The 24,452-nt window shown below is 70.7% G+C and carries 16 protein-coding genes; 11 read left to right on the top strand and 5 right to left on the bottom strand.

Annotation, left to right across the window (positions count from 1 at the left end):
- Positions 1-25: 25 nt before the first annotated feature.
- From BLQ63_RS09230 to BLQ63_RS09240, 3 genes are all read right to left on the bottom strand, one after another.
- Entirely contained in the window at positions 26-1,009 is a 984-nt protein-coding gene (locus tag BLQ63_RS09230) for an ABC transporter permease (protein WP_218125171.1), read from the bottom strand.
- Positions 1,006-2,655: an extracellular solute-binding protein gene (locus tag BLQ63_RS09235; protein ID WP_091032242.1), complete on the bottom strand. Its 1,650-nt coding sequence runs from the start codon at positions 2,653-2,655 to the stop codon at positions 1,006-1,008. Before BLQ63_RS09235 ends, BLQ63_RS09230 begins: the two co-directional genes overlap by 4 nt.
- A gap of 83 nt (positions 2,656-2,738) precedes the next feature.
- Positions 2,739-3,746 carry a hydroxyacid dehydrogenase gene (locus BLQ63_RS09240; protein WP_091032245.1) on the bottom strand — a complete coding sequence of 336 codons (1,008 nt, stop codon included), beginning with the start codon at positions 3,744-3,746 and terminating at the stop codon, positions 2,739-2,741.
- A gap of 371 nt (positions 3,747-4,117) precedes the next feature.
- Between BLQ63_RS09240 and BLQ63_RS09245 the strand changes: the two genes are divergently transcribed.
- The 3 genes from BLQ63_RS09245 to BLQ63_RS09255 all read left to right on the top strand — a co-directional run bounded on the left by BLQ63_RS09245 (position 4,118) and on the right by BLQ63_RS09255 (position 10,776).
- A complete protein-coding gene (locus BLQ63_RS09245; RefSeq protein ID WP_091032250.1) occupies positions 4,118-7,585 on the top strand; it encodes a putative Ig domain-containing protein in 3,468 nt (1,155 codons plus the stop codon).
- A 188-nt stretch (positions 7,586-7,773) separates the two neighbouring features.
- On the top strand, positions 7,774-8,673 hold the full coding sequence (locus tag BLQ63_RS09250) for an RpnC/YadD family protein (protein ID WP_091032253.1): 900 nt from the start codon (positions 7,774-7,776) through the stop codon (positions 8,671-8,673).
- A gap of 138 nt (positions 8,674-8,811) precedes the next feature.
- Complete coding sequence (locus BLQ63_RS09255; protein ID WP_177154853.1) at positions 8,812-10,776, top strand: tetratricopeptide repeat protein; 1,965 nt, start codon at positions 8,812-8,814, stop codon at positions 10,774-10,776.
- Here the strand turns inward: BLQ63_RS09255 and BLQ63_RS27730 are convergent.
- Positions 10,663-12,267: a hypothetical protein gene (locus tag BLQ63_RS27730; protein WP_143014824.1), complete on the bottom strand. Its 1,605-nt coding sequence runs from the start codon at positions 12,265-12,267 to the stop codon at positions 10,663-10,665. The genes BLQ63_RS09255 and BLQ63_RS27730 overlap by 114 nt on opposite strands.
- Before the next feature lie 238 nt (positions 12,268-12,505).
- Between BLQ63_RS27730 and BLQ63_RS09260 the strand changes: the two genes are divergently transcribed.
- The 3 genes from BLQ63_RS09260 to BLQ63_RS09270 are packed head-to-tail and all read left to right on the top strand — an operon-like array spanning position 12,506 to position 15,145.
- Positions 12,506-12,901: a VOC family protein gene (locus BLQ63_RS09260; RefSeq protein ID WP_091032261.1), complete on the top strand. Its 396-nt coding sequence runs from the start codon at positions 12,506-12,508 to the stop codon at positions 12,899-12,901.
- Positions 12,902-12,951: 50 nt separating this feature from the next.
- The gene (locus tag BLQ63_RS09265) at positions 12,952-13,413 is read left to right on the top strand and encodes a low temperature requirement protein A (protein WP_091032264.1); all 462 of its coding nucleotides are present in this window, start codon (positions 12,952-12,954) and stop codon (positions 13,411-13,413) included.
- 52 nt (positions 13,414-13,465) lie between these two features.
- Positions 13,466-15,145: a metallophosphoesterase family protein gene (locus tag BLQ63_RS09270; RefSeq protein WP_091032267.1), complete on the top strand. Its 1,680-nt coding sequence runs from the start codon at positions 13,466-13,468 to the stop codon at positions 15,143-15,145.
- Here the strand turns inward: BLQ63_RS09270 and BLQ63_RS09275 are convergent.
- Entirely contained in the window at positions 15,142-16,683 is a 1,542-nt protein-coding gene (locus BLQ63_RS09275) for a peptide MFS transporter (RefSeq protein ID WP_091032270.1), read from the bottom strand. The two genes, BLQ63_RS09270 and BLQ63_RS09275, sit on opposite strands and share 4 nt — an antisense overlap.
- A gap of 167 nt (positions 16,684-16,850) precedes the next feature.
- On the opposite strand from BLQ63_RS09275, the gene BLQ63_RS09280 reads away from it, so the two are divergent.
- The 5 genes from BLQ63_RS09280 to BLQ63_RS09300 all read left to right on the top strand — a co-directional run bounded on the left by BLQ63_RS09280 (position 16,851) and on the right by BLQ63_RS09300 (position 24,435).
- Complete coding sequence (locus tag BLQ63_RS09280) at positions 16,851-17,837, top strand: hypothetical protein (protein WP_091032273.1); 987 nt, start codon at positions 16,851-16,853, stop codon at positions 17,835-17,837.
- A gap of 239 nt (positions 17,838-18,076) precedes the next feature.
- On the top strand, positions 18,077-19,708 hold the full coding sequence (gene groL / locus BLQ63_RS09285; RefSeq protein WP_091032277.1) for a chaperonin GroEL: 1,632 nt from the start codon (positions 18,077-18,079) through the stop codon (positions 19,706-19,708).
- A 229-nt stretch (positions 19,709-19,937) separates the two neighbouring features.
- Complete coding sequence (locus BLQ63_RS09290; RefSeq protein ID WP_091032281.1) at positions 19,938-21,857, top strand: right-handed parallel beta-helix repeat-containing protein; 1,920 nt, start codon at positions 19,938-19,940, stop codon at positions 21,855-21,857.
- Positions 21,858-21,881: 24 nt separating this feature from the next.
- The gene (locus tag BLQ63_RS09295; RefSeq protein WP_091032285.1) at positions 21,882-22,085 is read left to right on the top strand and encodes a hypothetical protein; all 204 of its coding nucleotides are present in this window, start codon (positions 21,882-21,884) and stop codon (positions 22,083-22,085) included.
- Between the two features lie 85 nt (positions 22,086-22,170).
- Positions 22,171-24,435, top strand: coding sequence for an AAA family ATPase (locus BLQ63_RS09300; RefSeq protein WP_091032772.1), 2,265 nt, complete (start codon positions 22,171-22,173; stop codon positions 24,433-24,435).
- Positions 24,436-24,452: the final 17 nt, after the last annotated feature.

The raw sequence follows: 24,452 nt of genomic DNA on the forward strand, positions 1-24,452 counted from the left end.
GTCTTGGTCGTTGTCGCGGTGACCATCAGAAGATCCCCTCCCCGCCCATCTTCTTGGCGAACTTGTTGGCCGCCAGCACCAGGACGGTGCCGATGACGCCCTTGAGCAGGCCTGCGGCGGTGGCGATGCCCCACTGCCCGCCGAGCACGCCCCTGAAGTACACGAAGGTGTCGAGCACCTGGGCGGCGTCGGCGCCGACCATGGGCTGCTGGAGCAGGAGCTGCTCGAAACCGACGGTGAGGATCGAGCCGATGTTCAAGATCAACAGGAGCGTCGCGACCGGGACGAGGGCCGGCAGGGTCACGTGCCAGGTCCGCTGCCAGCCCGAGGCGCCGTCGATGGCCGCGGCTTCGTAACGCTCGGAGGGAATCCCGGCGATGGCGGCGAAGAAGATGATGGTGCCCCAGCCGGCGTCCTTCCAGATGTTCTGGGCGACGACGAGGAACTTGAAGTTCTCGGCGTCGGTCATCAGGTCGAAGCCCGGCATGCCGAACCCGTCGAGGATGCCCGCGACGAGCCCGCCGCCGCCGACGACCTGCTGCCACACCGAGATGACGATGACCCAGGACAGGAAGTTCGGCAGGTAGACGATGGTCTGGACGAGGCGTTTGACCTTTTCGGACAGCAGCGAGTGCAGCAGGAGGGCGAGGGCGATCGGCGCCGGGAACGCGAAGGCCAGCTGGAGGAACGCGATGATGAGCGTGTTCCGCAGCGCGGTGACGATCTCGGGGTCGTTGAAGATCGCGGTGAAGTTCGCGAAGCCGACCCAGGGCGAGCCCTCGACGCCGCGGAACGGCGAGTAGTCCTGGAACGCGACGACGTTGCCGGCCATGGGCGCGTACATGAAGACCAGGAAGAACGCGGCGCCGGGGATGATGAACGTGTACGACCAGCGTTCACGCCAGATCCTCTGGCGCAGTGAAAGCGTGCGCTTCTTGCCGGGAGCGGGCGGCCCCGAGGCCCGCTCGACGCGGGTCCCGGGGCCGGTCTCGGCGATGTTCACGCTCACTTGCCCGCGTCCTCGAGCGCCTGGGCGTATTCGTCGCGGACCTGGGTGCCTCCCTGCGACATGTAGCCGTCCACGAAGGACTGGAGGTCGTCGACGCTCTCGCGGCCGGTGATCACGCCGCGCTCGAAGTCGTCCCACTGCTGCTTGAGCTGCGCGCCTTTGGCGATGAAGGTCTGCGAGGCGGCTTCGAGGCCTTCGAGGGGGCGCACGATCGAGTGCTGGGCCATGGACTCCATGACGGCGACGAACGAATCGGTCCACTGCGCCTGGTTGGGGTGCACCCGGTACGAGTTGTCGCCGGAGGTGACGCCGACGTACTGGACGCCCATCTCGACGAGGCGCTCGGTGTCGACGATCGGGATGCCGTGCTCGTCGACGGTGTGGTGCTCGCCCTCGATGCCGTTCGCGATGAACATCTGCTCCTCCGAGCCGAACGGCGCCGAGAGGTAGTCGAGCACGTTGAGGATCTCGGTGAGGCGGTCCTCGTCCTCGGCCGCGGCGGCCGAGACGCAGGTCGACCTGCCATAAGGGACGTTGCGGACCACGAGCTGGCCCGAGCCGTCGAACCCGGGCATGTCGAAGAAGTCGAAGGTCGCGCCCGGCAGGTCGGCCTCCTTCTGCGAGAGGCCCGTGATGGAGACGACCCCGCCGACCGCGTCCCATGCCAGAGCGCTGCCGGAGACGATGTCGGCCGGATTGGCGGTCATGGCGACCGGGTCGAAGACGCCCTCGGACCAGGCGGCGGCGAGCCGTTCGAGCATCGTCTTGTAGTTCTCGGTCTGGATCATGTGCACCAGGTCGCCGTCGCCGTTCAGCTGCCATTCGGGGCCGGTCTTGAACAGGCGGTAGAACGGGATCGGCTCGTACTTGCTGAAGCCGTAGACCTTCTGGCCCCCGGGGCCCGAGCCGAGCGCCGAGACCTCTTTGAGCATGGTGAACAGCTCGTCGGCGTCCTTGGGCGCGCGGCCGATCGAGGTCTGGTCGACCAGGTCGGTGCGCATGATCGGCAGGTTCGTCAGGTTCCACACGATCGAGGGGACCTGGTAGATGCGGCCGTCCTTGAGGCTGGCGTTCCAGATCTCCTCCTTGCGGGCGGCCAGGTTCGGCCACTTCAGGATGCCGTCGCCGGAGAACGTCTCGGAGAGGTCGGCGAACGCGCCGTCGCGGATGCCCTGGAGGCAGGACGCGTTCTGATCGTCGACGAACACGAGGTCGGGGACGTCGCCGGAGGCGAGCATCGTCGCGAACTTCTGGTAGAAGACCGGCTGCGGCACGAACTGCGGCTCGAAGCTGACGCCGAGGCGCTCGTTGAGCTCCTGCCAGTACGGGTTGTCCTCCAGCGGCGTCGCCGGGTCGCCCCAGGTGAGCTGGAAGCTGGTGACCTTGCCGCCCGAGCCCGGGTCCCGGTCGACCGACTTGAAGTAGGACTTCGGGTACTCGGTGTAGACGCTTTCCATGCCGGGCGTCTCGCTCGTGTAGTACGGCTGGGCGTCCAGCTCGGGCGCGGGCTGGAAGGCGGGCGGGTCGTAGTCGCCGCCCGCGGCGGCCCCGCCGCCGCCCGAGCAGGCGGCGGTCGTGCCGACGGTGGCGGCCGCGGCGGCGGCGCCGGCCGCGCCGAGGAGCTTGCGACGTGAGAATTCGACCATGAGAGGTGTCTCCTTGAATCGACGTTGATTGCGGTGAGGGAATGCGGAGTGCGCTGCTTCGGCGGGAGAACGGGTGGCGTTCCCTAGGCCTGCTTCCACAGCGTCGCGGGATCGACGAGGTGGGCGAGGGGTTCGCCCCGGGAGAGGCGCTCGGCCTCCTCGACCATGAACAGCCCCATGCGGGACAGCTCGTTGCCGTGCGAGCCGGCCACGTGCGGGGTGAGGAAGACGTTCGGGAGGTCGAACAGCGGTGAATCGCGGGGGAGGGGCTCGGGGTGGGTCACGTCGACGACCGCCGACAGCCGGCCGGCCGCCGCTTCGGCGATCAACGCGTCGGTGTCGACCAGGCGCCCGCGCGCGGTGTTGATGACGACGGTGCCGTTCTTCATGGCGGCCAGGCGTTCGGCGCTGATGAGGCCCGCGGTCTCCGGCAGGTCCGGGGCGTGGACGGAGACGACGTCGCTGCGGGCCGCGAGCGAGTCGAGGTCGACCAGCTCCGCCCCGAGCGCGGCGGCCTCGGCCGGCTCCAGGTACGGGTCCGCCAGCAGGACTTCGAAGTCGAAGGGCCGCAGCAGTTCCAGCACCCGGCGCCCGATCTTCGAGGCGCCCACGATCCCGACGGTCCGGCCGAAGTTCCCGACCTCGGGGTAGATGTACCCGAGCCGGAACGACCGCTCCCTGCGGAAGTCCTCGCGCAGTGCGAAGAGGTTCTTGCCCGCCATGAGGATCGCGGCCAGCGTGTACTCGGCCACCGGCAGCGCGTTCGCGCCCGAGGACGAGGAGACGGCGACCGGCCGGTCCCAGGCCGCATCGCCGACGACCGACTTCACCGAGCCCGCCGCGTGCAGGACCGCCCGCAGCCTCGGCGCCTTGGTGATCACCTCGTCGGTGAGCCGCGGTGCGCCCCAACTGGAGACGAGCACCTCGGCCTCGGCCAGCACCGGCTGCGCGGCCGCGTCGGCGAAGTCCTCGGCCACCAGCTCCGGGTCGAGGTCGAGCACGGCGAGGAGCCGCTTCATCAAGGGCTCGGGGAAGAGCTGGGGGAGGAACTCGGGGCTCATGGCGAGCAGTGCCCTCGGTCGGTCTGCCACACGGGGTCCTTCGATCGGCCGGATAGATATCGGTTTCTACGTTAAGATCTCCCGCGCCGATTGTCGAGACCTCAACATCGACCAATATCCACCCACGGTCACCACGGCACCATAGTTAGCTTGTAACTGTGCAGCTAGACAACGCGATTCGCATCAGATAACGATTCGGCAACTGCATGAGCAACCGTAGGATCGTCTCCCGAGAGAACAGAGAACGTTATCTGTCTGAGCCTTGATTCAGGCCCCGGCAGCCGCTATCGTCCGCATAGATGGATTGCGATATCCCGCTGCTTCGCGGCCCGAGACGGTCCACGTCCGCGCCCCGCGACGAGACCCGCAAGGCCCCTCACGCTCACTTGAAAGGACGTGCGATGACGCAAGTCGGACAACGGAAGCGGTCGCGCCTGGCGGCCCTGGCCGCCGCGCTCGCCACCGGACTCGGGGCGGTCGCGCTGCCCCCGCAGGCCGCCCAGGCCGCCGAATACGACGACCTCCTCACCGACAACCTGGTGGCGATCAACGAGACGGTCTCGGACGCCGGTTTCGTCCACCCCGGCGTGGGCCTCTCCGCCGGCGACCTGCGCAGCGCCCAGGAGATGGTCCGCAGCGGCCAGGAGCCGTGGGCCTCCTACTTCGAGGCCATGACCGCCACGAGCTTCGCGTCCGAGACCTACCGCGCCTCGAACTCGAAGTCCGCCTCGCAGCCCGACGTGCCGCTCGACCCCACCTTCACCCAGGCCGGGATGCGCAACCGCGAGACCAACGACTCCTTCGGCGCCCTCACGCAGTCGCTCATGTGGGTCACCACCGGCGACGAGGTGTACCGCCGCAACGCGATCCAAGCGCTGCGAACCTGGTCCAACATGGACCCGACGCGCTACGTGTACTTCGCGGACGCGCACATCCACACCGGGCACCCGCTCTACCAGTTCCTCATGGCCGCCGAGATCATCCGCGCCACCGAACCGATCGAGGACGACTCGCCCGGCGAGTACGACGGCTACGACGTCGCCTGGAGCGCCGAGGACGACGAGAAGCTGCTCGCCAACTTCGCGAACCCCGTGGTGGAGACGTTCCTGTTCTCCAACGAGCGCTGGATGAACCAGCACAACTTCGGCCTGTTCGGGCGCATCGCGACCGCGATCTACGCCGACGACGCCGAGGGCTACGCCACGGGCGTCGAGTGGTTCACCGTGAACTCGGGCGACACCGCCTACGACAACGGCGCGATGGCCCCGCAGATGCCGCTCATCGACGCGGACGACCCGCTCAACCCCTACGGCGAGTCGTTCGTGCAGGTCCGCGAGATGGGCCGCGACCAGGCGCACGGCGAATGCAACATCGACAACTACACCGGCCTCGCCCGGATGCTCGAAGTCCAGGGCACCGAAGTGGACCCCGTCGACGGCACCGTCTCGACCGACGACGACGCCGTCAGCTCCTACGACTTCCTCGACCAGCGGCTCCTCGACGGAGCGAACGCGTTCTGGGGCTTCATGATGGGCGCCCCCACGCCGTGGATCGACGAAGAGGGCCAGAGCAACACCATCGCCCAGGCCTACCGGGGCCGGATCTTCAACCCGGTCAACGAGCTGTACTACGAGTACGCGCTCGAGCGCGGCGTGGACGTCGATGCCGAAGCGCCCCATGTCGCCGAGCTCGCCTCGCGCATGGACGGCCCCTACTACTGGTACGGGACCGGCACCGCGAACTTCTGGGCCCCAGGGGACAAGAACCCCGAGTACTGGGTCGCGTTCCCGGCCGAACTGGCCGGCACCGCCCCGAACCCGCAGCCCGAGGACGCCTCGCTCAGCTTCGCGAACGCGGGGCTGGCCCTCGACGAGGACACCGAGCTGGTGACCGAGGACGGCGCGACCTTCGCGCGGGCGACGCTCTCCGAAGACGGCACGACCAGCGTCGTCAGCCGCATGATGTACGCCGCGAACGCCCGGATCGGCCTCAAGTTCCGCAGCGACGGCCCCGCGGACCTCGAAGTGCTCTACAAGGAGGAGGCGAGCGGCCTCAATCCCGACGAAGCCGAGACCAGAACCCTTGCGGCGCTGGAACTCCCGGATACCGGCGGTGAATGGCGCTACATCACCTACCCGGCCGCCGGCCAGAACGTCAACTTCTACCGCCTCACCGGCGAGGACGGCACCACCGTCGACCTCGACAGCGTGATCCTCTCGGGCGCCACGGACCTCACTGCCCCGCAGTTCAACTCCACTGAGGACCGGTATTACCTGACCAAGGGCGTCGGCGCCTCGATCGACCTGTCCGCGACCGACACCGACGGCACCGTGACCTACACGGCCGACGACCTGCCGAGGGGCGCGTCCTTCGACACCGCCACCGGCGAGCTCACCTGGAAGCCGGGCGCCAAGGACAAGGGCCGCCACGAGATCCAGATCGTCGCCGACGACGGCACCGCGGTCGCCGCCCACACCGTCGAACTCGTGGTGTCCCCCAACAGGAAGGGCACCGTCGACGCCGCCGTCAAGGACGGCGTGGACCGGCGCGCGGAGTACACCGCCGTCACCGAGGAACCGTACGAGGCGGCACTCGACGAGGCGAAGGACGCCGCGAGGCACGGCTCCGACGACGAGTTCGCGGCCGCCCTCGACCTTCTCATCGCGGCGATCGACGCCCTCGAACTGCTCAACCCCGAACTCGGCGACGACTCGTTCGACTACACGGGCGCGGTCGCCCCGGTCGGCATCACCACGGGCGCCTTGAGCGCACTCGCGGACGGCGACAACACCTCGCACACCGGCGACCTCCGCACCGGCTCGTTCATCCTCGACTTCGGCCCCCAGTACCGGATCACGGCCGAGGCGTTCGGCTTCCAGGCCCGGTCCCTGTTCGGGAACCGCTCCGAAGGGACGAACGCGTACGGCTCGAACGACGGCATCACCTGGGACCTGCTGACCGAGCGGGCCACCGCGAACGACCCGGACATGGAGACGATCGACGTGGTGCGCGAGCACGACGACGACGAGTACCGCTACCTGAAGGTCCAGCTCGACGAGCCGGGCATCCCGACCGACCCGGCCTACCCGGGCATCTGGTCGATCGGCGAGATCCGGATCTTCGGCGAACGCAGCGAGGTCGCGGGCGCGATCACCTCGGTATCGGTGACTTCCCCGGACGCCTTGGCAGGCAGGGTGACCGAAGGCGACAACGTCACGGTGAACTTCGCCAGCGCCACCCCGATCAGCGAAGTCGCGGTCTCCATCGGGGGCCAGAGCATCGAGGCCGTAAGCGAAGACGACCTGACCTGGACGGCCACCGGCGAACTCGCCGACCTCACCGGCTCCGGCCTGCTCGACGTGGCGATCGACCACACCACCGAGGACGGCGAGGAGGCGGCGACGATCCACGGCTCGACCGACGGGACCTACCTATACGGCGCAGACGAGAGCGACCTCATCGACCTATCCGGCGCCCAAGTGATCAAGCTCGACGGAACGGAAGACCCCACCAAGGCGACCCACGCGGCGGCAATGCTCGACGGCAACGCCGCGACCTTCAGCGACGTCCCGGCCGTGGACGGCGAGTTCTACCTGATCTGGGACTTCGGCGAAGACGCGGCGATCACCGTGAACAGAGCCGACTTCCTGGCACGCCAGGACAACAACGGCATGACAAGAATGGCCGACCTGGTACTGGAGGGCTCGAACGACCTGGAGCACTGGACCAGGTTTACCGACCCGACGACGAAAACCCTCGCATGGCAGGAACTCCCGGCGACCGACGACGGAAGCTACCGCTACCTGCGACTGACCAACGGCGCCTTGATAGACGTGGCAGAACTGCGCCTCTACGGCAACGGGGGATAGTTTCCGGCAAAGAGGGCCCCAGTCGCGAAAGCGACTGGGGCCCTTGTCCAATCGCTCGGCGGTTCGCGATCGGCCATGTGCGGGACATCAAGGCCATGTAGACATGAGTCACATTTTTGACGAGTCCACGTCTTCGCTGTCGCCCACTCGTTCCTCATGCGTACCTCCGGATGAAAGGAGCACCCCCTATGCCGGGAGATCCCCACGAAGGGGTCATCAAGGTCCTTCAGGACGACCCGATGGCCGCCGTCTGGCTGCTCGGCCTCGCCGATGCCGACGCCCATGTCGAGACCTGCACAGACGCCGAGACCCGCGCGAACTCGGTCGGCTCCGCGGGCCTCACCGAACGCCGCGCCGATCTCGTGCTGCAGCTGACGTTCCCCGACGAGTCCGATCGCATTCTGATCTGCGAAGTGCAGAACAAATGGTCGGATGAGAAGTACTTCCGATTGCCCGGATACATGACCAGGGCCTTCGAGGATTCCAAGCTCCCAGTCGAACTGCTGCTCATCTGCGGCAGCGACCGACTGGCACAGCGGTACGCCGAAGGAATCCATCTCGGCCGCGGCAACCGGATAGCCGTCCATGCCGTCGGCCCCTCGGGAATCCCGTCGGTGACCGAGGAGTCAAAGCTGCCGACGGTGGCCGCCGCGGTGGTCGCCGCCCTGTTCGGGAAGCCTCCCGAGCCGGACGAAGCCGATCAGTTCGCCTCGACACTCGACCGTTATCTCGGTACCATTAACCCAGGCCAAGCCGCCGATTACGTCGCGTATCTGCTCGCGGCACTGGCGACCGGGCCCGCCGCACGGCTGGAGGAGCTCATGCAGACGAAGACCAGGACCTACCACTCCGAGTACAGCGACCGCCTCCGTTCAGAAGGCCTCGAGCAGGGCCTCGAGCAAGGGCGCGAGCAAGGCCAGGTGGAGGGGCTTCGCCGTGCCCTCGTCGTTCTGCTCGAGAACACGCAGACGGGCCTCACCCCCGAACAGCGCGGGAAGATCGAGGCCTGCACCGATCTGGTACAGCTCCAGAACTGGCTCGCCAAGTTCGCCACCGACCGTTCTGCATCGGTCGTACTCGACGGTTAGCCGTCGTTGCCGGAAGTACGACCGACAGACGACTAGACCGAGTCGCGGCGTCGGCCTGCAACCATGGGCACGCCGCGGCTCCCTTCAGGCGGGCTCCATTGTGCGAACATGGTCGTGACGCCGACCCTGGGAGCTGCGATGCCTGTTGAGCCGAATGCGTTCGCGAACCACTTCGACCGCTCGCAGATCCACAACCTCATCCAGGCCAACACCCTCAACATGGCGGCGCCCCGCCCCGACCGGCCCCAGGAGGGTCCGCCGCTGCCCCGGCACTGGGTCGACCGCGACGACGACCTCGGGCTCATCGGCTCTCACCTGACCGCCGAGAACGGCGTCCCGGTCGTCGTGACCGGCCCCGCCGGGGTCGGGAAGTCCTCGCTCGCCGCCATGCTCGCGGCGCTCCTGAGCGAACGCTTCCCCGACGGCCAGCTCTACGTCGACCTCGGCGCCGACGACCCGCTCACCGCCATGCGCTCGGTCCTGTTCCGTCTGGGCGTTCCCACTCCCTATATCTCCGAGAGCCTCGGCGGCATGGTGAGTCAGTATCGAACCGCCACAAGGGACAAAGCACTCCTCGTCATCGTCGACGAGGCCCCGAGCCGCGAAGCCGGGACGCTGTTCGCACCCGCCTCCCCGACCGCCGGGTTCCTCCTGACCGGACACGTCTGGCCCGAGGACGTCGACGTCGTCCGCCACGAGATGCGCGACCTGGCCGCACCCCACAGCGCGGCGCTCCTCGCCGGGATCTGCCCCGAACTCACCGAGGCCGAAGCGGCCCAGTACGTCGCCGAACTCGCCTGGAGCCCTGCGAAGGTCCGCGCACTCGCGGGATTCATCCGCGCCCTCGGCCGCGCCGAGGCCGCACTGCCGTCCGGCCGCCGGGCCGTCACCGAGTACTCGACCGACGAACTCATCACCGCCACCGGCCAGATGCTGAGCCCTTCCGCGGCCTGGCTCCACCGGCTCCTCTCGCATCTGCCCGGCGACGACTTCGACGCGGCGCTGCTGCCCGCCGTCGACGCCGCCGAGGCGTTCGGCGAACTCGTCGACGCCCAGCTCGCTAGCCCCGTCAGCCCTGGCCGCTACCGGCTCGAAGGCCGAACCTCCGCGACTGGACTGCCGATCGAGCTCGCGCACGCCATGCGCGCCGTCGTCTCCTGGTACCGCGCACGGGCCCAGCGCGCCGACTGGGAGGTGATGGGCGGACGCCTCCGCCTGGCCGGCGTCGACGGCAGGCCCGAATTCGCGACGCTCCGACCCGACGCCGCCCGGCCCTTCGGCGAGCACGAAGGCCTGCCCTGGCTGCGCGCCAACCACAAGACGCTCGCCGGGCTCGTGCGCCTCGCCGCCGTCGCCGGCTGGGGCGACGAGTCGTGGGCACTCGCCGAAGCACTCTGGGCGCTGTACACCAACACGCCCCTCCCCGAAGAGGCCGTCGACTGCTACCGGGCCGCCGCCGAGGCCGCGACCGAACCGATCCCCAAGGCCCGCATGCTGATCTGCCTCGGACGCAGGCTCATCGACGTCCAGGGCCACACCGAGGCGGAAGCCGCACTCGAAGCGGCCCTCGCCGCAGCCCGGGAGGCGGGTGGCGATCTCGGCGACACCCTCGTCTGCTCGGCCCTGGAGCAGCTCGGCTGGCTGCACTACCGCCGAGAACGCTGGGACGCCGCGGAAGACGCCTACCGCTCCAGCCTCCGACTCGCCGAGCGGCTCGGCCGCAACCGATCGCAGGCCCTGCTGCACAAGCTCATCGGATTCGTCCACCGCGACACCGAACGATTCGAGGAAGCCCGAAGGGACTTCGCGGCGTCGCTGCCGAGATTCGAGCGCGAGGACGACCAGCGGAACCTCGCCGTCGTCCGCTTCGAACTCGCCGCGCTCGCGATCCGCGCCGGCGACCTGAACGCCGCCACCGCCGCGGAGGCCGCGATCGCGACCATGCGCCGCCGCGGCCTCGACCGTGCCGCCGCCGAGGCGATGGAGCGCCTAGGCCTCCTCCTCGACGGCGCGGACGGTCGGCGCTGGCTCGAAGCGGCCCTGGAGATGTTCGATCGCTTCGGCGGTCCCGACGCCGACCGGGTCCGTGGACTGCTCGTCTAGCAGCGAAAGCAGCACCGACGGGATCAGATCGAGCTGGCCGCGTTCGGCCCTCACGCGCAGGAGGCGGCCGTCGCGGGTCGCGATCACCGCCGCTGCGGTGCTCGCGGACCGCTCGGCGACGCTCGCGACCCGGCAGACCGGGAATTCGGCGAGGATGCGGCGCGCGACCACCGCCGCGTCCCCGACGGCGTCGCGGTGGTGCAACAGCACGTTCGCAGCGGCCTTGAGGCGGCCGTCCCGGGTCGCGAGATCGGCGACGAGGTGGCCCTCGCGGCGGTCCGAGGAACCGGCCGGAACCGAGACCGGATACCGGTCCCAGCTCCCGTCCGGACGCGGCGAGAAACGCCACGACGTGGCCCGTCCGTGCTCGGGCACCATCGCCGGAACGGGGATCGGCTGCGGCGCGACGAGCTTCAGCGGCGTTGAACCGAGCAGGCCGTGAACGACCGCCGACAGGCGCGCCGAGGGACCGGGTTCGGGCTCCGCCAGCGCCTCCGAGAAGTCGAACGCGAGCGCTCCATCCGCAATGGACCGTCGCAGCTGCGGCGCGGCCGGCGCGGCGTGGTCGAACCGAGGTGCGGACCTCCCGAAGCGCGCCAGTGGAAGCTCGGGCGGCATGTGCGCGAAGCCGAAGGCCGCCAGCAGGGTCGGCACCCCGATCGCCGCGCCGAAGAACGTCACCGACCCGTGGTCGCCGATGAGGCAGTCGGCGGCGACGAGCGCCGCGCGCCAGCCCTCGTCGGGCGGGACCATGATGAGGCCGTTGGCGAGGTGGGGGTGCAGGAAACCGGTCGGGCGGGGCGCGTCGGCGAGTTCGTCGTTGGGGTGGGGCAGGTACGCGAGGGCGAACTCGTCCATCGGCAGCTCGTCGAGCAGTCGTTCGGGAAGCGTCCGCGAACGACTGCTCAGCGCACTTCTATCCCATGTGGATGAAAGGACGACGAGCCGTCGTCCGGGCGCGACGCCGAGTGCTTCGCGGTAGGCGCTGCGGTGGGCGACACCGGCGCGGAGGCGTTCGAAGCAGAGGTCCCCGCACACTTCGGCGTGCGGGAGGGCCTCCGGGCAGTCGACGGCGAGGCGGCGTGCGGCGGCGGGCCCGGGGAGCGCCAGGAAATCGGGGACCTCGCCGCGCGGGCCGCGGATCTGTTCGGGGGAGAGTCCGGAGACGCCGCTGAGCTCGGGCCGGAGCCGGTTGTGGCCCGCGCCGTGCGGGAGCGAGACGACGGGAGCGCCGGCCTCGTACAGGCACGGGTCGGGACTGGAGGTGACGATCAGGTCGGGACCGAGGGCGGCGGCGTCGTCCCAAGGAAGCAGGTCGATTCCGTTGCGATCGGCGAATCCCGCTGCACCGGAACCGAATCGGGAGCCCGGAATGAGCGCGTAGACGATGCGCAGGCGCGAGTCGGCCGCGAAGAGGGGCTCGACGTCGTAGCGGAGGCGCCCGAGCGCCTGCGCGGTGCGACCGGCGAAGAGCAGAAGGCGGTCACGCATGGCGGACTCGCTGAGTCGCTGAGTCGCTGAGTCGCTGAGTCGCTGAGTCGCTGAGTCGCTGAGTCGCTGAGTCGCTGAGTCGCTGAGTCGCTGTCCATCATATTACCGCAGGTCAGCCCCCGATCAGCCTCATGCGACGCGTGTCGCTGCGCGCAATCGTAACCGTCCCTTCGGGCTCGGCCCCGCAGCCGTTCGCCGAACGGGCCGGCGAATCGAGCGGCGGCGTTAGCCTGGATCCATGGGCATGCCGCGACTCGCACTGACCTCGATCACCGTCACCGCTCCCGACCCCCGCGCGCTCGCCGGGTTCTACTCGCGCCTGCTCGGCTTCCCCGTGACCGAAAGCGCGGGCCCCGCACCGGGCGAGCCCCCGGAAGCCGGCTGGGCCCAGGTCCGCACCGGCGGCGGCCCCACCCTCAACTTCGAGTACGAGCGCCACTGGCACGCGCCGGTCTGGCCCGCCGAACCCGATGCGCCGCACGCGACCCAGCACCTCGACATCCACGTCGACGATCTCGGCGCCGCCGTCGAGCACGCCCTCGCCCAGGGCGCGCGGCTCGCCGACCACCAGCCCCAGGACGACGTCCGAGTCCTCTTCGACCCGGTCGGCCACCCCTTCTGCCTGTTCCTCTGACCCGCGCCGAGCCCGGGTCGCCACGACCGGTGTTCGGATAGCATCGGTCCGTGAGCGTAACCGTCGGTACCGTCGCCGCCGCCTTCATCGGCCTTGCGACCGTCGTCGCCCTGTGGCGCCTTTACTCCGCCGCGCGCGCGACCGCCCGGGAGCACGACACCCGCGCCTCGGGCGGCCCGTACGCGCTCATGGTCGCCGGCGCGGTCGCCGCCGCCATCGGGGCCGTGCTCGCCGCGGCCCGCCCCTGGGACGCCGCCGGCGCCGCGGCGATCGCCACCGTCCTCGGCGGCCCCGCGCTCTTCCTTGTCGGCGACCTCGTCTTCAACCGGGCCGTCACCGGACGGGTCCCCGCCTCCCGCGTGGCCGCCCTCGCGGCCCTGGCCGTCATCGCGCTGATCGGGTTCGTCCTGCCGGTCCTGGTGCTCGCGGCACTCGCGTTCGCGGTGCTGCTCCTGTTGTCACTGTCCGCCGCGGGCTGGTTCCGCCTCCCGTCGCTGAACGTCCAGGACTGACCCGCCGAGTCGCGGGTTCCTTTGGCGCCCAAACCGTGCCATCATGGGCTCTATGTCCCCTCGCCCCAAGGACCTCAGTCCCGCCGAGCTCCGCTTCACGCCGCAGAAGCCGGTGCGCTGGCTCTCGCCGCGCACCCTCCTCGACACGAGCATGCGGTTCGGGCTCGCCCGCGTCTTCGGCGGCTACGTCGACAAGCGAGAGATCATCGGCGGCCGCTCGCAGCCGGTCTACGACCACTCGGGCACCGAGGAGCTGTGGCTCGACTACGTCGCCGACGTCGGCGACGGCTTCAACGCGACCTACTCCATCGCGTACCTCATGGCGCAGGACCACGTCGAGGCCGGCCCCGAGCGCCTGCCGCGCGGCTCGGTCCTCATCATGGGCGGCGACCAGGTCTACCCGGCGGGGGACTGGCTCGAGTACGAGCAGCGCCTCAAGGGCCCCTACCAGGCCGCGAACCCCGGAAGCCCGGTGTCGCTGTACGCGATCCCGGGCAACCACGACTGGTTCGACGGCCTCACCGCCTTCTCCCGCCAGTTCACCGAGGGCCGCACCATCGGCGGCTACCGCACGTTCCAGAAGCGCTCGTACTTCGCGCTCTCGCTGCCGCACAACTGGTGGCTCTTCGCGCTCGACGCCCAGTTCGACACGCACCTCGACCAGGCCCAGCTCGACTACTTCCGCAACGCCGCCAGGGACTTGAAGCCGGGCGACCAGGTGATCCTGTGCGTCGCGCAGCCCTCGTGGCTGTGGACGACGGAGGACCCGCGCTCGTTCGACCGGATCGACCACTTCATCAGGGACGTGGTGGCCGCGCGCGGCGCGCGCGTCCCGCTCATCCTCACCGGCGACCGCCACCACTACGCCCACTACTCCGAAGTGGACGGCGTGCGCCACCTGGTCGGCGCGGGCGGCGGCGGCGCGTATCTCTCGCCCACCCACACGCTCCCCGACCAGCTGACCGCCCCGAAGCGCTCGATCCCCGAACCGGATGCGCGCGAACGGGAGTACCGGCTGGAGCAGACCTACCCGTCGAAGGCGAAGTCGCTGTCCTACGCGTTCGGGATCTTCGCGCGCCTGCCGTGGCTGAACAAGGGCTTCGTGGCACTGATGAGCGTCGTCGCCCTCATCGCGACGGTGTCCATCATGGAGGGCACGGGCACGTTCGTGGCGGTCGCCGCGGTGCTGCTCGGCGCCGGCGTCGGGTTCGCCCATCCCGGCCAGGGCCGGCGCACCACCAGGCACTACCTGCTCGGCGGCCTGCACGGCGCCGCGCAGGTCGGCCTGGCGTGGGCGGGCGCGAAACTGATCAACGCGATGGACGACGTGACCTTCTGGACCTACGTCGCCTACCTGCCGCTGGCGGGACTCGTCGGCACCTGGCTCGTCGGCCTCTACCTCGTGGTCGCGAACCGCTTGGGCGTCAACGCGAACGAGCTGTTCGCCGGGATGTCCGTGATCGACCAGAAGTGCTTCCTGCGCATCCGGATCGACAAGGACGGCGCGACGGTGTACCCGATCGGGCTCGACCGGGCCGGTCGCCAATGGGTCGCCGATCCCGAAGGGGGCGAGACCGATTCGTGGATCAAGCCGGTCGATCCGCTCAAGGCCCGCCTCATCGAGCCCGGCTTCGCCGCCTGCCATCCGGGTCCGGCCAGCACGGAGCTGCCGCGCCAGGGCCCGGTGCGCCGCATGGTCGCGCAGGCCGGCGAGTGGCTGAACCGCCGTTAGGGCCGGTACTCCGGCTCGGGCGGGGTCTCCAGCGTCGCGTTCGGGCCGTGCCCGCCCTGCGCCATGAGCCGGTGCAGCGCCGGGCTGAACAGCGCCAGCACCACGGCCGTCGCGATGGCGAGCCCCGCGAGGATGTAGAAGAACGCCTGCTCGCCGACCCGCGGGACCAGGAACGCGAACGCCTGGCCGCCGAGCGGCGTGCCCACGGCCGGGCCGAGGAACCACACGCCCATCAACTGGCCCTTGAGCGCCGAGGGCGCCAGCTGCGTCGTCACCGACAACCCCACCGGCGAGACGCACAGCTCGCCCCAGGTCAGCAGCAGGTACACCACGACCATCCAGCCGAGCGCGACGAGCACGCCCGAGTCGGCGCGGCCCTGGAGCCAGCCGAGGAACACCCACGACAGGCCTGTCAGGCCCACGCCGACCGCGAACTTGTACGCCGTCCCGAAGCCCTGCCCCGTCTTGAGCCAGATCGCGCCGAAGATCGGCGAGAAGATCAGGATGAAGATCGAGTTGAGGTTCTGGACGCCGCCCGCCGGCAGGTGGAAGCCCCACGAGTCGAGGTCCACCGAGTTGCTCGCGAACGCGGTCAGGATCGAGCCCATCTGGAGGTACAGCATCCAGAACACGACCGAGGCGCAGAACAGGCCCACGTACGCGCGCAGGCCCGCCTTCTCGGCGGCCGTGACGTCCTTGGCCTGGCCGAAGATGTAGACGAAGTACCAGATCGCGGCGACGATCGACAGGATCGTCACCACCGTCGGCACGGTGGAGAGCGTGAGCGTCCCGGTCGCGGCCCAGATCGCGATCGCGACGCCGGCGCCGACCAGCGCGATCACGATGATCCGGACCACCTTGCCGCGCTCGGTGTCCGCGAGCGGGCGCGAGGGCCCGACGCCGGTGTTCGTCAGCCGCGACCAGCCGCGCACGTACCAGAGCAGGCCGATGGCCATCCCGACCGCGGCCGCCCCGAAGCCCAGGTGCCACCGGTCCGAGCCGGCGAGGTACGGGGTGACGAGGATGCCGAGGAACCCGCCGAGGTTGATGCCCATGTAGAACACGGAGAACCCGGCGTCGCGGCGGGCGTCGGAGTCGCCTTCGTAGAGGCGCCCGACCATGACGGAGATGTTGGGCTTCAGCAGGCCCGAGCCGAGCACGACCAGGAACAGGCCGAAGAAGACCAGTCCCGCGCCGCTGACGGGGATCGCCATCGAGATGTGGCCGCACATGATGATGATGCCGCCGATGAGGACCGCGCGCCGCGCGCCCAGGACCCGGTCGGCGAGCCACCCGCCCGGCAGCGACGTCAGGTACACCGCGCCGGAGTAGAGGGACGCGATCGGGACGGCGACGGTGTCGTCGAGGCCGAGGCCGTTCTCCAGGACGCTCGCGGTGAGGAACGTCAGCAGGATGCCCTGGAGGCCGTAGAAGCTGAACCGCTCCCACATCTCGGTGCCGAAGAGGACGGCGAGGCCGCGGGGGTGCCCGAAGAAGGTCTTCTCGCGGCCGACGGCGGGGTACTCGCGGTGGGACATCGGCGCTCCCGGTGTGCGTGCGGGCCGGCGCGGCGCGCGCCGGTAACTGCCGACGCTAACGCCTCCGGCGCGAAAGGGGACGCGAACGGCGCAACGCGTCGTCCCCGAACGGACGCGGCGTGGTCATATGTCTGATATGCACGATTGATTGGTTTACGATCCGGATCATGAGCGACGATCCGTACTGGAACTCCGGCCAGTCCAGCGAACCCTCCGGCCGCTTCTCGGGCGGCGACCCGCTCGTGACCGACTCGTTCGAGACCTGGTGGCACGCTTCGCTCGACGTCGTCCAGCGCTCCTGGCGGACCGTCGGCCTCATCCTCCTCATCGGCGTCGTCCTGCCCCGCTGGATCATCGGCGCGTTCGACAACAACGTGCGCGCCCCCCAGGTCGACGTCGAAGTCGACGACTGGGGCGCCTGGGTCCGCGAGTACTCCCCGGGCGTGGCCGTCGGCGTCATCGGCGCGGTCCTGAGCCTCGCGGCGCTGTACGTCGCCGGCTCGGCCGCGCTCGCCGCCGTGCGCACCGCCGCGGCCGAGGCGGCCGGCGGGTTCCTCAGCCTCGGCGAGGCCTTCTCCTTCGGGTTCCGCCGCGGCGGCAGGTTCTTCCTGTGGCTCCTGCTCGCCTGGGTCACCATCGGCGCCGGCCTCGTCCTGTGCGTCCTGCCCGGCCTGTGGGCGATCTTCGCGCTCAGCCTCATGGCCCCGGCGGCGGTCTTCGAGGCCCGCCGCAGCCCGTACGCCCGCTCGATCCAGCTGACGCACGCCGCGTTCTGGCCCGCGCTCGGGCGCATCGTCATCGTGGTGCTCGTCGCGATCGCCGCGAACCTCGTCATCGGGCTCGTCGGGCTGCTGCTCGCCGGGGTCTGGCACGGCATCTTCGCGCCCTGGCTCGCCGCGGTCCTCACCGTCCTGACCGAGGCGATCATGGCGCTGCTGCTGCTGGTGCCGATGATCTGGGTCCTCGCCGCCTCGCTGTGCACGTACGCGTGGCTGCGCGGCCGCGGCGAATCGGTCTCGGCGACCTCGCTCTCGGCCGAGGCCTCGGGCGCCGTGCCGGTTCACGGCTCGCAGGCTTCGCCGAGCCCCGCCCCGGGCGGCTACACCGGCCCGGGCGAGCCCGGCCACCCCGGCAGCCCCCCGCCGACACCGTAAGGCACCGCACACCGAACCGGAGGCCGGGGCCAACGCCCCGGCCTCCGCGCTTTCCACCACTGGTTTCGTGCCCCGGATTGGCACTCTCAAGGCCAGAGTGCTATACCTGATTCTGGCACTCGCCTCTGGGGAGTGCTAACAAACGCGTTGAGGTGGCGGGGCTCCGCAAGAGCCCGACCGTCGCGGGGATGCCGCCTCACCGTCGACAACGAACGTTCTTCGAAAGGAAGCCATCGACCATGGCGAAGATGATCGCATTCGACGAGGAGGCTCGCCGCGGGCTCGAGCGAGGCATGAACACCCTCGCCGAAGCCGTCAAGGTGACCCTCGGCCCGAAGGGCCGCAACGTGGTGCTCGACAAGAAGTGGGGCGCCCCCACGATCACCAACGACGGTGTCTCCGTCGCCAAGGAGATCGAGCTCGAGGACCCGTACGAGCGCATCGGCGCCGAGCTGGTCAAGGAGGTCGCCAAGAAGACCGACGACGTCGCCGGTGACGGTACGACCACCGCGACCGTGCTCGCCCAGGCCCTCGTCAAGGAGGGCCTGCGCGCGGTAGCCGCCGGCGCCAACCCGATCGCCATCAAGAAGGGCATCGAGAAGGCCGTCGCCGCCGTCGTCGAGCACCTCCAGAACACCTCCACCGAGGTCGACACCGAGGAGCAGATCGCCAACACCGCGTCCATCTCCGCCGGCGACGCCACCGTCGGCGCCATCATCGCCGAGGCGATGGAGAAGGTCGGCAAGGAAGGCGTCATCACCGTCGAGGAGTCGAACACCTTCGGGCTCGACCTCGAGCTCACCGAGGGCATGCGCTTCGACAAGGGCTACCTGTCCGGTTACTTCGTGACCGACCAGGACCGCATGGAGGCCGTGCTCGAGGAGCCCTACATCCTCGTCGCGAACCAGAAGATCTCCGCGGTCAAGGACCTCCTGCCGACGCTGGAGAAGGTCACCCAGACCGGCAAGCCGCTCCTCATCATCGCCGAGGACGTCGACGGCGAAGCCCTCCCGACCCTCGTGGTCAACAAGATCCGCGGCATCTTCAAGTCGGCCGCCGTCAAGGCCCCCGGCTTCGGCGACCGCCGCAAGGCCATGCTCGGCGACATCGCGATCCTCACCGGCGGCCAGGTCATCTCCGAGGAGATCGGCCTCAAGCTGGAGAACACCGACCTGTCGCTGCTGGGCCAGGCCCGCAAGGTCGTCATCACCAAGGACGACACCATCATCGTCGACGGCGGCGGCGAGGAAGACGCGATCCAGGGCCGGATCAACCAGATCCGCGCCGAGATCGAGAACTCCGACTCCGACTACGACCGCGAGAAGCTCCAGGAGCGCCTGGCGCGCCTGGCCGGCGGCGTGGCCGTCATCAAGGTCGGCGCGGCCACCGAGGTCGAGCTCAAGGAGCGCAAGCACCGCGTCGAAGACGCCGTGCGCAACGCCAAGGCCGCGGTCGAAGAGGGCATCCTCGCCGGCGGCGGCACCGCGCTGGCCCAGGCCGGCGCGATCGCGTTCGACAAGATCGAGGCCGACGGCGACGAGGCCACCGGTGTGGAGATCGTGCGCCGCTCGCTGGGCGCCCCGCTCCGCGCCATCGCCGAGAACGCCGGCCTCGAAGGCGGCGTCGTGGTCGAGAAGGTGCGCGGCCTGCCCACCGGTCACGGCCTGAACGCCGCGACCGGCGAGTACGTGGACATGCTGGCCGCCGGCATCCCCGACCCGGCCAAGGTCACCCGCTCGGCGCTGCAGAACGCCGCGTCGATCGCCGCCCTGTTCCTGACCACCGAGGCCGTCGTCGCCGACGCCCCGGAGAAGGAAGGCGCCGGAGCCGGCGCCGGCGGCGGCATGGGCGACATGGGCGGCATGATGTAAGCAGTCCCCTCCGGGACCGCGAACTCAGGCCGACTGAGTACTGCGAGGGAGGACCGCTCACTGTAAAGTGAGTGGTTCTCCCTTTCTCTGTACTGGCCTCCAGTGCAGACGGCGTAGTCCGCTGCGCGAGCGGCATACCGCCCCTTCCAAGGGCGGTATGCCGCATCTGCTGCACCCCAACGGCATTCAGCCCCTTCCCTGGGTGTGCGCCCCGCGTTACCCTGATGCCGTGCCCCCACACGCCTCGCCCCGCGGCCCCGAGCGGCGCCGTGCCCTCCCCCTCCGGCCGCGGCCCGAGCGCCGCCTCCCCGTCCTCGCGTTCACGACCGCCGTCCTCGCCGCCCTCGTCGCCACCTGCTACCTCGGCGGCCTCGCCTCCGAACCGCGCCTGGCCGAACCGCTCCCGCCCGGCGCCTCCGACGCCCAGCCCCCCGCCTACCGCGAGACCGGCCCCCGCATCCTGGTCTGCCCCGCCGACGCCGACGCCTTCGCCGAACGCAACCAGGAGGTCGACTACCTGCGGCGCATCGAGAACGAGCGCCTCTACGAGGACTGCACCGCCACCGGCCACCACGACCTCCTCAGCGCCCTCGACGCCGCGAGCCCCGGCGACCGCATCGACATCCTCCCCGGCCACTACCCGCTGGAGCGGACCGCCCAGATCGGCGCCGACCTCACCGACCTCCAGATCGAAGGCCTCGGCGACGGGCCCGAGGACGTCACCCTCTCGGGCCGCTTCGCCCTCGACACCGTCATGGACGCCGCCGGAGCGAACCTCTACCTCAAGGGCTTCACCCTCGCCCAGGCCGGGGACACCGCCCTGCGCCTCACCGCCGCCGGCGCCACCGTCGACCAGGTCGCGGCCTTCCAGAGCGGCAACCTCGGACTCCACGTCAGCGACGCGACCGGGGTGCTCCTGACCGGATGCCGCGCCGACGCCGTCGACACCGCCGGCATCGACGTGCTCAGCTCCGAAGTCGCGGTACAGGACTGCGAGGTCACCGGCAGCACCGCCGGCATCGCCCTCCACGGCCCCGGCACCGTCGCCGACGTCTCCGGGAACCGCCTGCACGGCAACAGCACCGGCCTCGCCGTCCACGACACCGGCGACCGGTCCGCCATCACCGCCGGCGCCAACCTCCTCTACGACAACAACACCGACCACTTCTCGGGCCGCGGCGCCTGCGCGAACGGACCCGACGTCCGCGACTGGACCGACGGCGCCCTGTGCCCCGACCACGCCTACCCCAGCGGCGTCGGCCTCCTCCTCGCCGACGCCGACGGCGTCGAGGCCACCGGCAACCGGATCTGGAACCAGCACACCGCCGCCGTCGCCGCCTGGGGCGCACCCGGCCCCGCCGGAGGCGGCAACCGCAACACCGTCGCCGACAACGACTTCGGCGTCCGCGAAGACGGCCAGCGCCAGCGCAACCGGCTCGACGTCTGGTGGGACGGCACCGGCGCCGAGAACTGCTTCGACGAACCCGGCGCCTACCGCACCGCGCCCGCGGTGCTCCCCGGCTGCGACGCCGCCGCGACCCGCATCCTCGGCGACCCCCTGCGCACCGCCAAGGCCTGGCACTGCGGCCTCGGGGCGGCCTCGGACGTGCCCGGCGACTGCGACTGGTTCGGCGCCCAGTTCACCGACCGCCTCGAATTCCGCGTCGCCGTCGCCTTCGCCGCCGTGCTCCTGTTCCTCACCGCCACCGGATGGCTCGCCGCCGCCCGCTCGCTCGACCCGCCCCGCGCGGGACAGATGACGTTCTCCGCCTTGTCCACCGGCGCCGGAGGGCTCCTGTTCGTGGTCGCCGTCTGGTCCGGCCGCGCCGACTACGAGGCGCTCGCGATCGGCCTGTGGGGCTTCGGCTGGTTCCTCGCCGGGCAATCCTGGCGCCGCAGCGGCCGACCCGTCTTCGGGACCTTCACCGCCCTCGTCGGTCTCCTCGCCGTGCTCGACGCGGTCGACCGCGGCGTCTGGACCGTCCCCGTGGTGCCCCTCGCCCCCGCCTGGCTCTGGCTGGCGGCCCTTCCCCTGTGGACGCTCCTCGCGCTCGCGGCCGTCTCCGCCTCCCGTCCGCGCGAACCGGAACCGCCCCAGGTCGAGCGCACTCCGGTCACCGCGCCGCCGCACGACCGCTTCGACTGGTAGTGCCCGATCGCGTACTGTTGCCCCATGACTTGGACCTGGAAGCTCGAAGACGCCGACGGCAACGCCCTCGAAACCCCGGACAGCGACCTGGGCAGCCAGGGCGACGCCGAGTCGTGGCTGGGCGAGCGCTGGCGCGACTTCGCGGACCAGGGCGCCTCGGTCGCCACCCTCCTGGAGGACGGCCGCACGGTCTACCGGATGGACCTCGCCCCGTCCGAGGAGTCCTGAGCCACCGGGCCCCGATCGCGACGGTCGCCGACCGGCGTCCGGCCGTAATAGGCTGGGCGGCGTGACCGACTCAGGCTCCCTCACGATGACGGCGACCCGCGCCCGCGCCGGACTCGACGCCAGGCGCGGCATCGTCCGCCTCCACTCCGAAGCCCTCACCGCGCTCGGCATGCGCCCGGGCGACCCCGTGTCGATCACCGGGCGCCGGACCACCACCGCGATCGCCCTGGCGGCCGACCGGTACGCCTCGCGCCGGGCCCTCTACGCGGACGACCTGACGCTCGGGAACATCGGCGCCAGGGACGGCGACCCCGTGCGCCTGCACCCTGCGGCCCTGGTCGCGGCCGAGCGCGTGGTCCTGTCGGGCCCGGCCTCGGCGGTGGCCGTGGTCGACCCGGACACGCTGCGCCTGGCCCTGCTCTCCAAGGTCGTCGGCGAGGGCGACGACGTGTCGCTCCTGCCCATCGAGCTGGGCGACGCGCAGCGCGAGATGGTCTCGGCGACCCGCCGGACCCTCAACAACACGCTCGGCATGGGCTGGACCACCATGGTGCTCAACGTGGTCGGGGCCGTCCCCTCGAGCGGGGCGATGATCACCTCCGACACGCGCGTGGAGTGGGAGCAGGAGGCCCGCACCGCGGCCGACCTGCCCGGCGACCTGCCGATCGCGACCGTGCGCGCCGACCGGGAGCCGCAGTCCCGCGGCGGTGCGGCCGCCGCGGCCCGCCCGCGCGTCGACGCCCGCGAACCGCTCGCGCCGTCCCGTCCCGCCGAGGCCGCCCCCGGCGTCGCCGCGATCCCCTACGAGGAGCTGGCCGGCGCCCGCATTCCTGCCGAGGAACTGCGCGAACTCCTCGATCTCGGGTTCAACCACCGCGAGGTCCTCAAGGTCGTCGGCACCGACATGGCGCTCGGCGTCCTCCTCTCCGGCCCCTCCGGCGCCGGCAAGGCCACGATCGCCCGCTCGGTGTCCGCCGCCGTCGGCGCCGCCGTGAGCGAGGTCTCCGGCTCCGACCTGGCCTCGCTGGAGGCGAACGCGGCCGCCGACCGGCTCCGCGCCGCCGTCGCGGCCCTCACCGTCCCCGGCGTGCTCCTCGTCCGCGGCGTCGAGCACCTGGCCCCGGCCGGGAAGCGGACCCCGCTGGGCACCATGTTCACCCGGCTGGTCGACGACGTGCTCGCCGAGGCGGGGGAGCACGCGGTCGTGTGCACGACCGCCCGCGTCGAGGACGTCGACACGGGCTTGCGCTCGCGCCTCGAACACGAGGTGGTCGTCCCGATGCCCGACGCTGAGGCCCGCCGCGACCTCCTCGTCTACTTCACGCGCGGGATGCGCGTGGCCGAGGACGTGAAGCTCGAGGCCGTCGCGCACCGCGCGCCCGGCTACGTCGCCTCCGACCTGGCCGTCATGGTCCGCGAGTCCGGGGTGCGGGCCGCAATGCGCGCCAAGAGCGGCGGCGCGACCGCCCTCCAGCAGTCGGACTTCGACGGCGCCCTCGAATCGGTGCGGCCCACCAGCATGTCGGGCGACTCGGTCGAACTCGGCGGGCTCACCCTCGACGACGTCGGCGGCATGGAGGACCTCAAACAGACCCTCACCGAGACCGTGCTGTGGCCCCTGACCTACCCGGACGCGTTCACGCGGCTGGGCATCGAGGCGCCGCGCGGCATCCTCCTGTACGGCCCGCCCGGGTGCGGCAAGACCTACATCGTGCGCGCCGTCGCGGGCGAGGGCCACGCGAACGTGCTGAGCGTCAAGGGCTCCGAGCTGATGAACAAGTGGGTCGGCGAGTCCGAGAAGAACGTCCGCGAGCTGTTCCGCCGCGCCCGCCAGGCCAGCCCGACGCTCATGTTCTTCGACGAGCTCGACGCCCTCGCCCCGGTGCGCGGGGCCGGCACCGACGGCGGCACCGCCGACCGGGTGGTCGCGGCGCTGCTGACCGAACTCGACGGGGCGGAGACGCTGCGCGACGTCGTGGTCGTGGGCGCGACGAACCGGCCGGACATGATCGACCCCGCGCTGCTGCGCCCGGGCCGGCTCGAACGGCTCGTCTACGTGCCGCCGCCGGACGCGCACGGCCGCGCGGACATCCTGCGCGCCAACGCGAAGAACGTGCCCTTCGCCGACGACGTCGACCTCGACGCGGTCGCCGACGAACTGTGGCTGTACTCGGCCGCGGACTGCGCCGCCCTGGTGCGCGAGGCCGCGCTGACGGCGATGCGCGAGTCCCTGGACGCGAGCATCGTCACCGCCTCCCATATGGCCCAGGCGATCGAGCGCGTGCGGCCGAGCCTGGACCCCGAGCAGCTTGAATACTTGGAGAACTACGCGGGAAATCGCGAGGCCTGACGGTTTCGAGCACTGCG

The organism is Glycomyces harbinensis, assembly GCF_900101745.1.
In the GTDB taxonomy this organism is placed as follows: Bacteria; Actinomycetota; Actinomycetes; order Mycobacteriales; family Micromonosporaceae; genus Glycomyces; species Glycomyces harbinensis.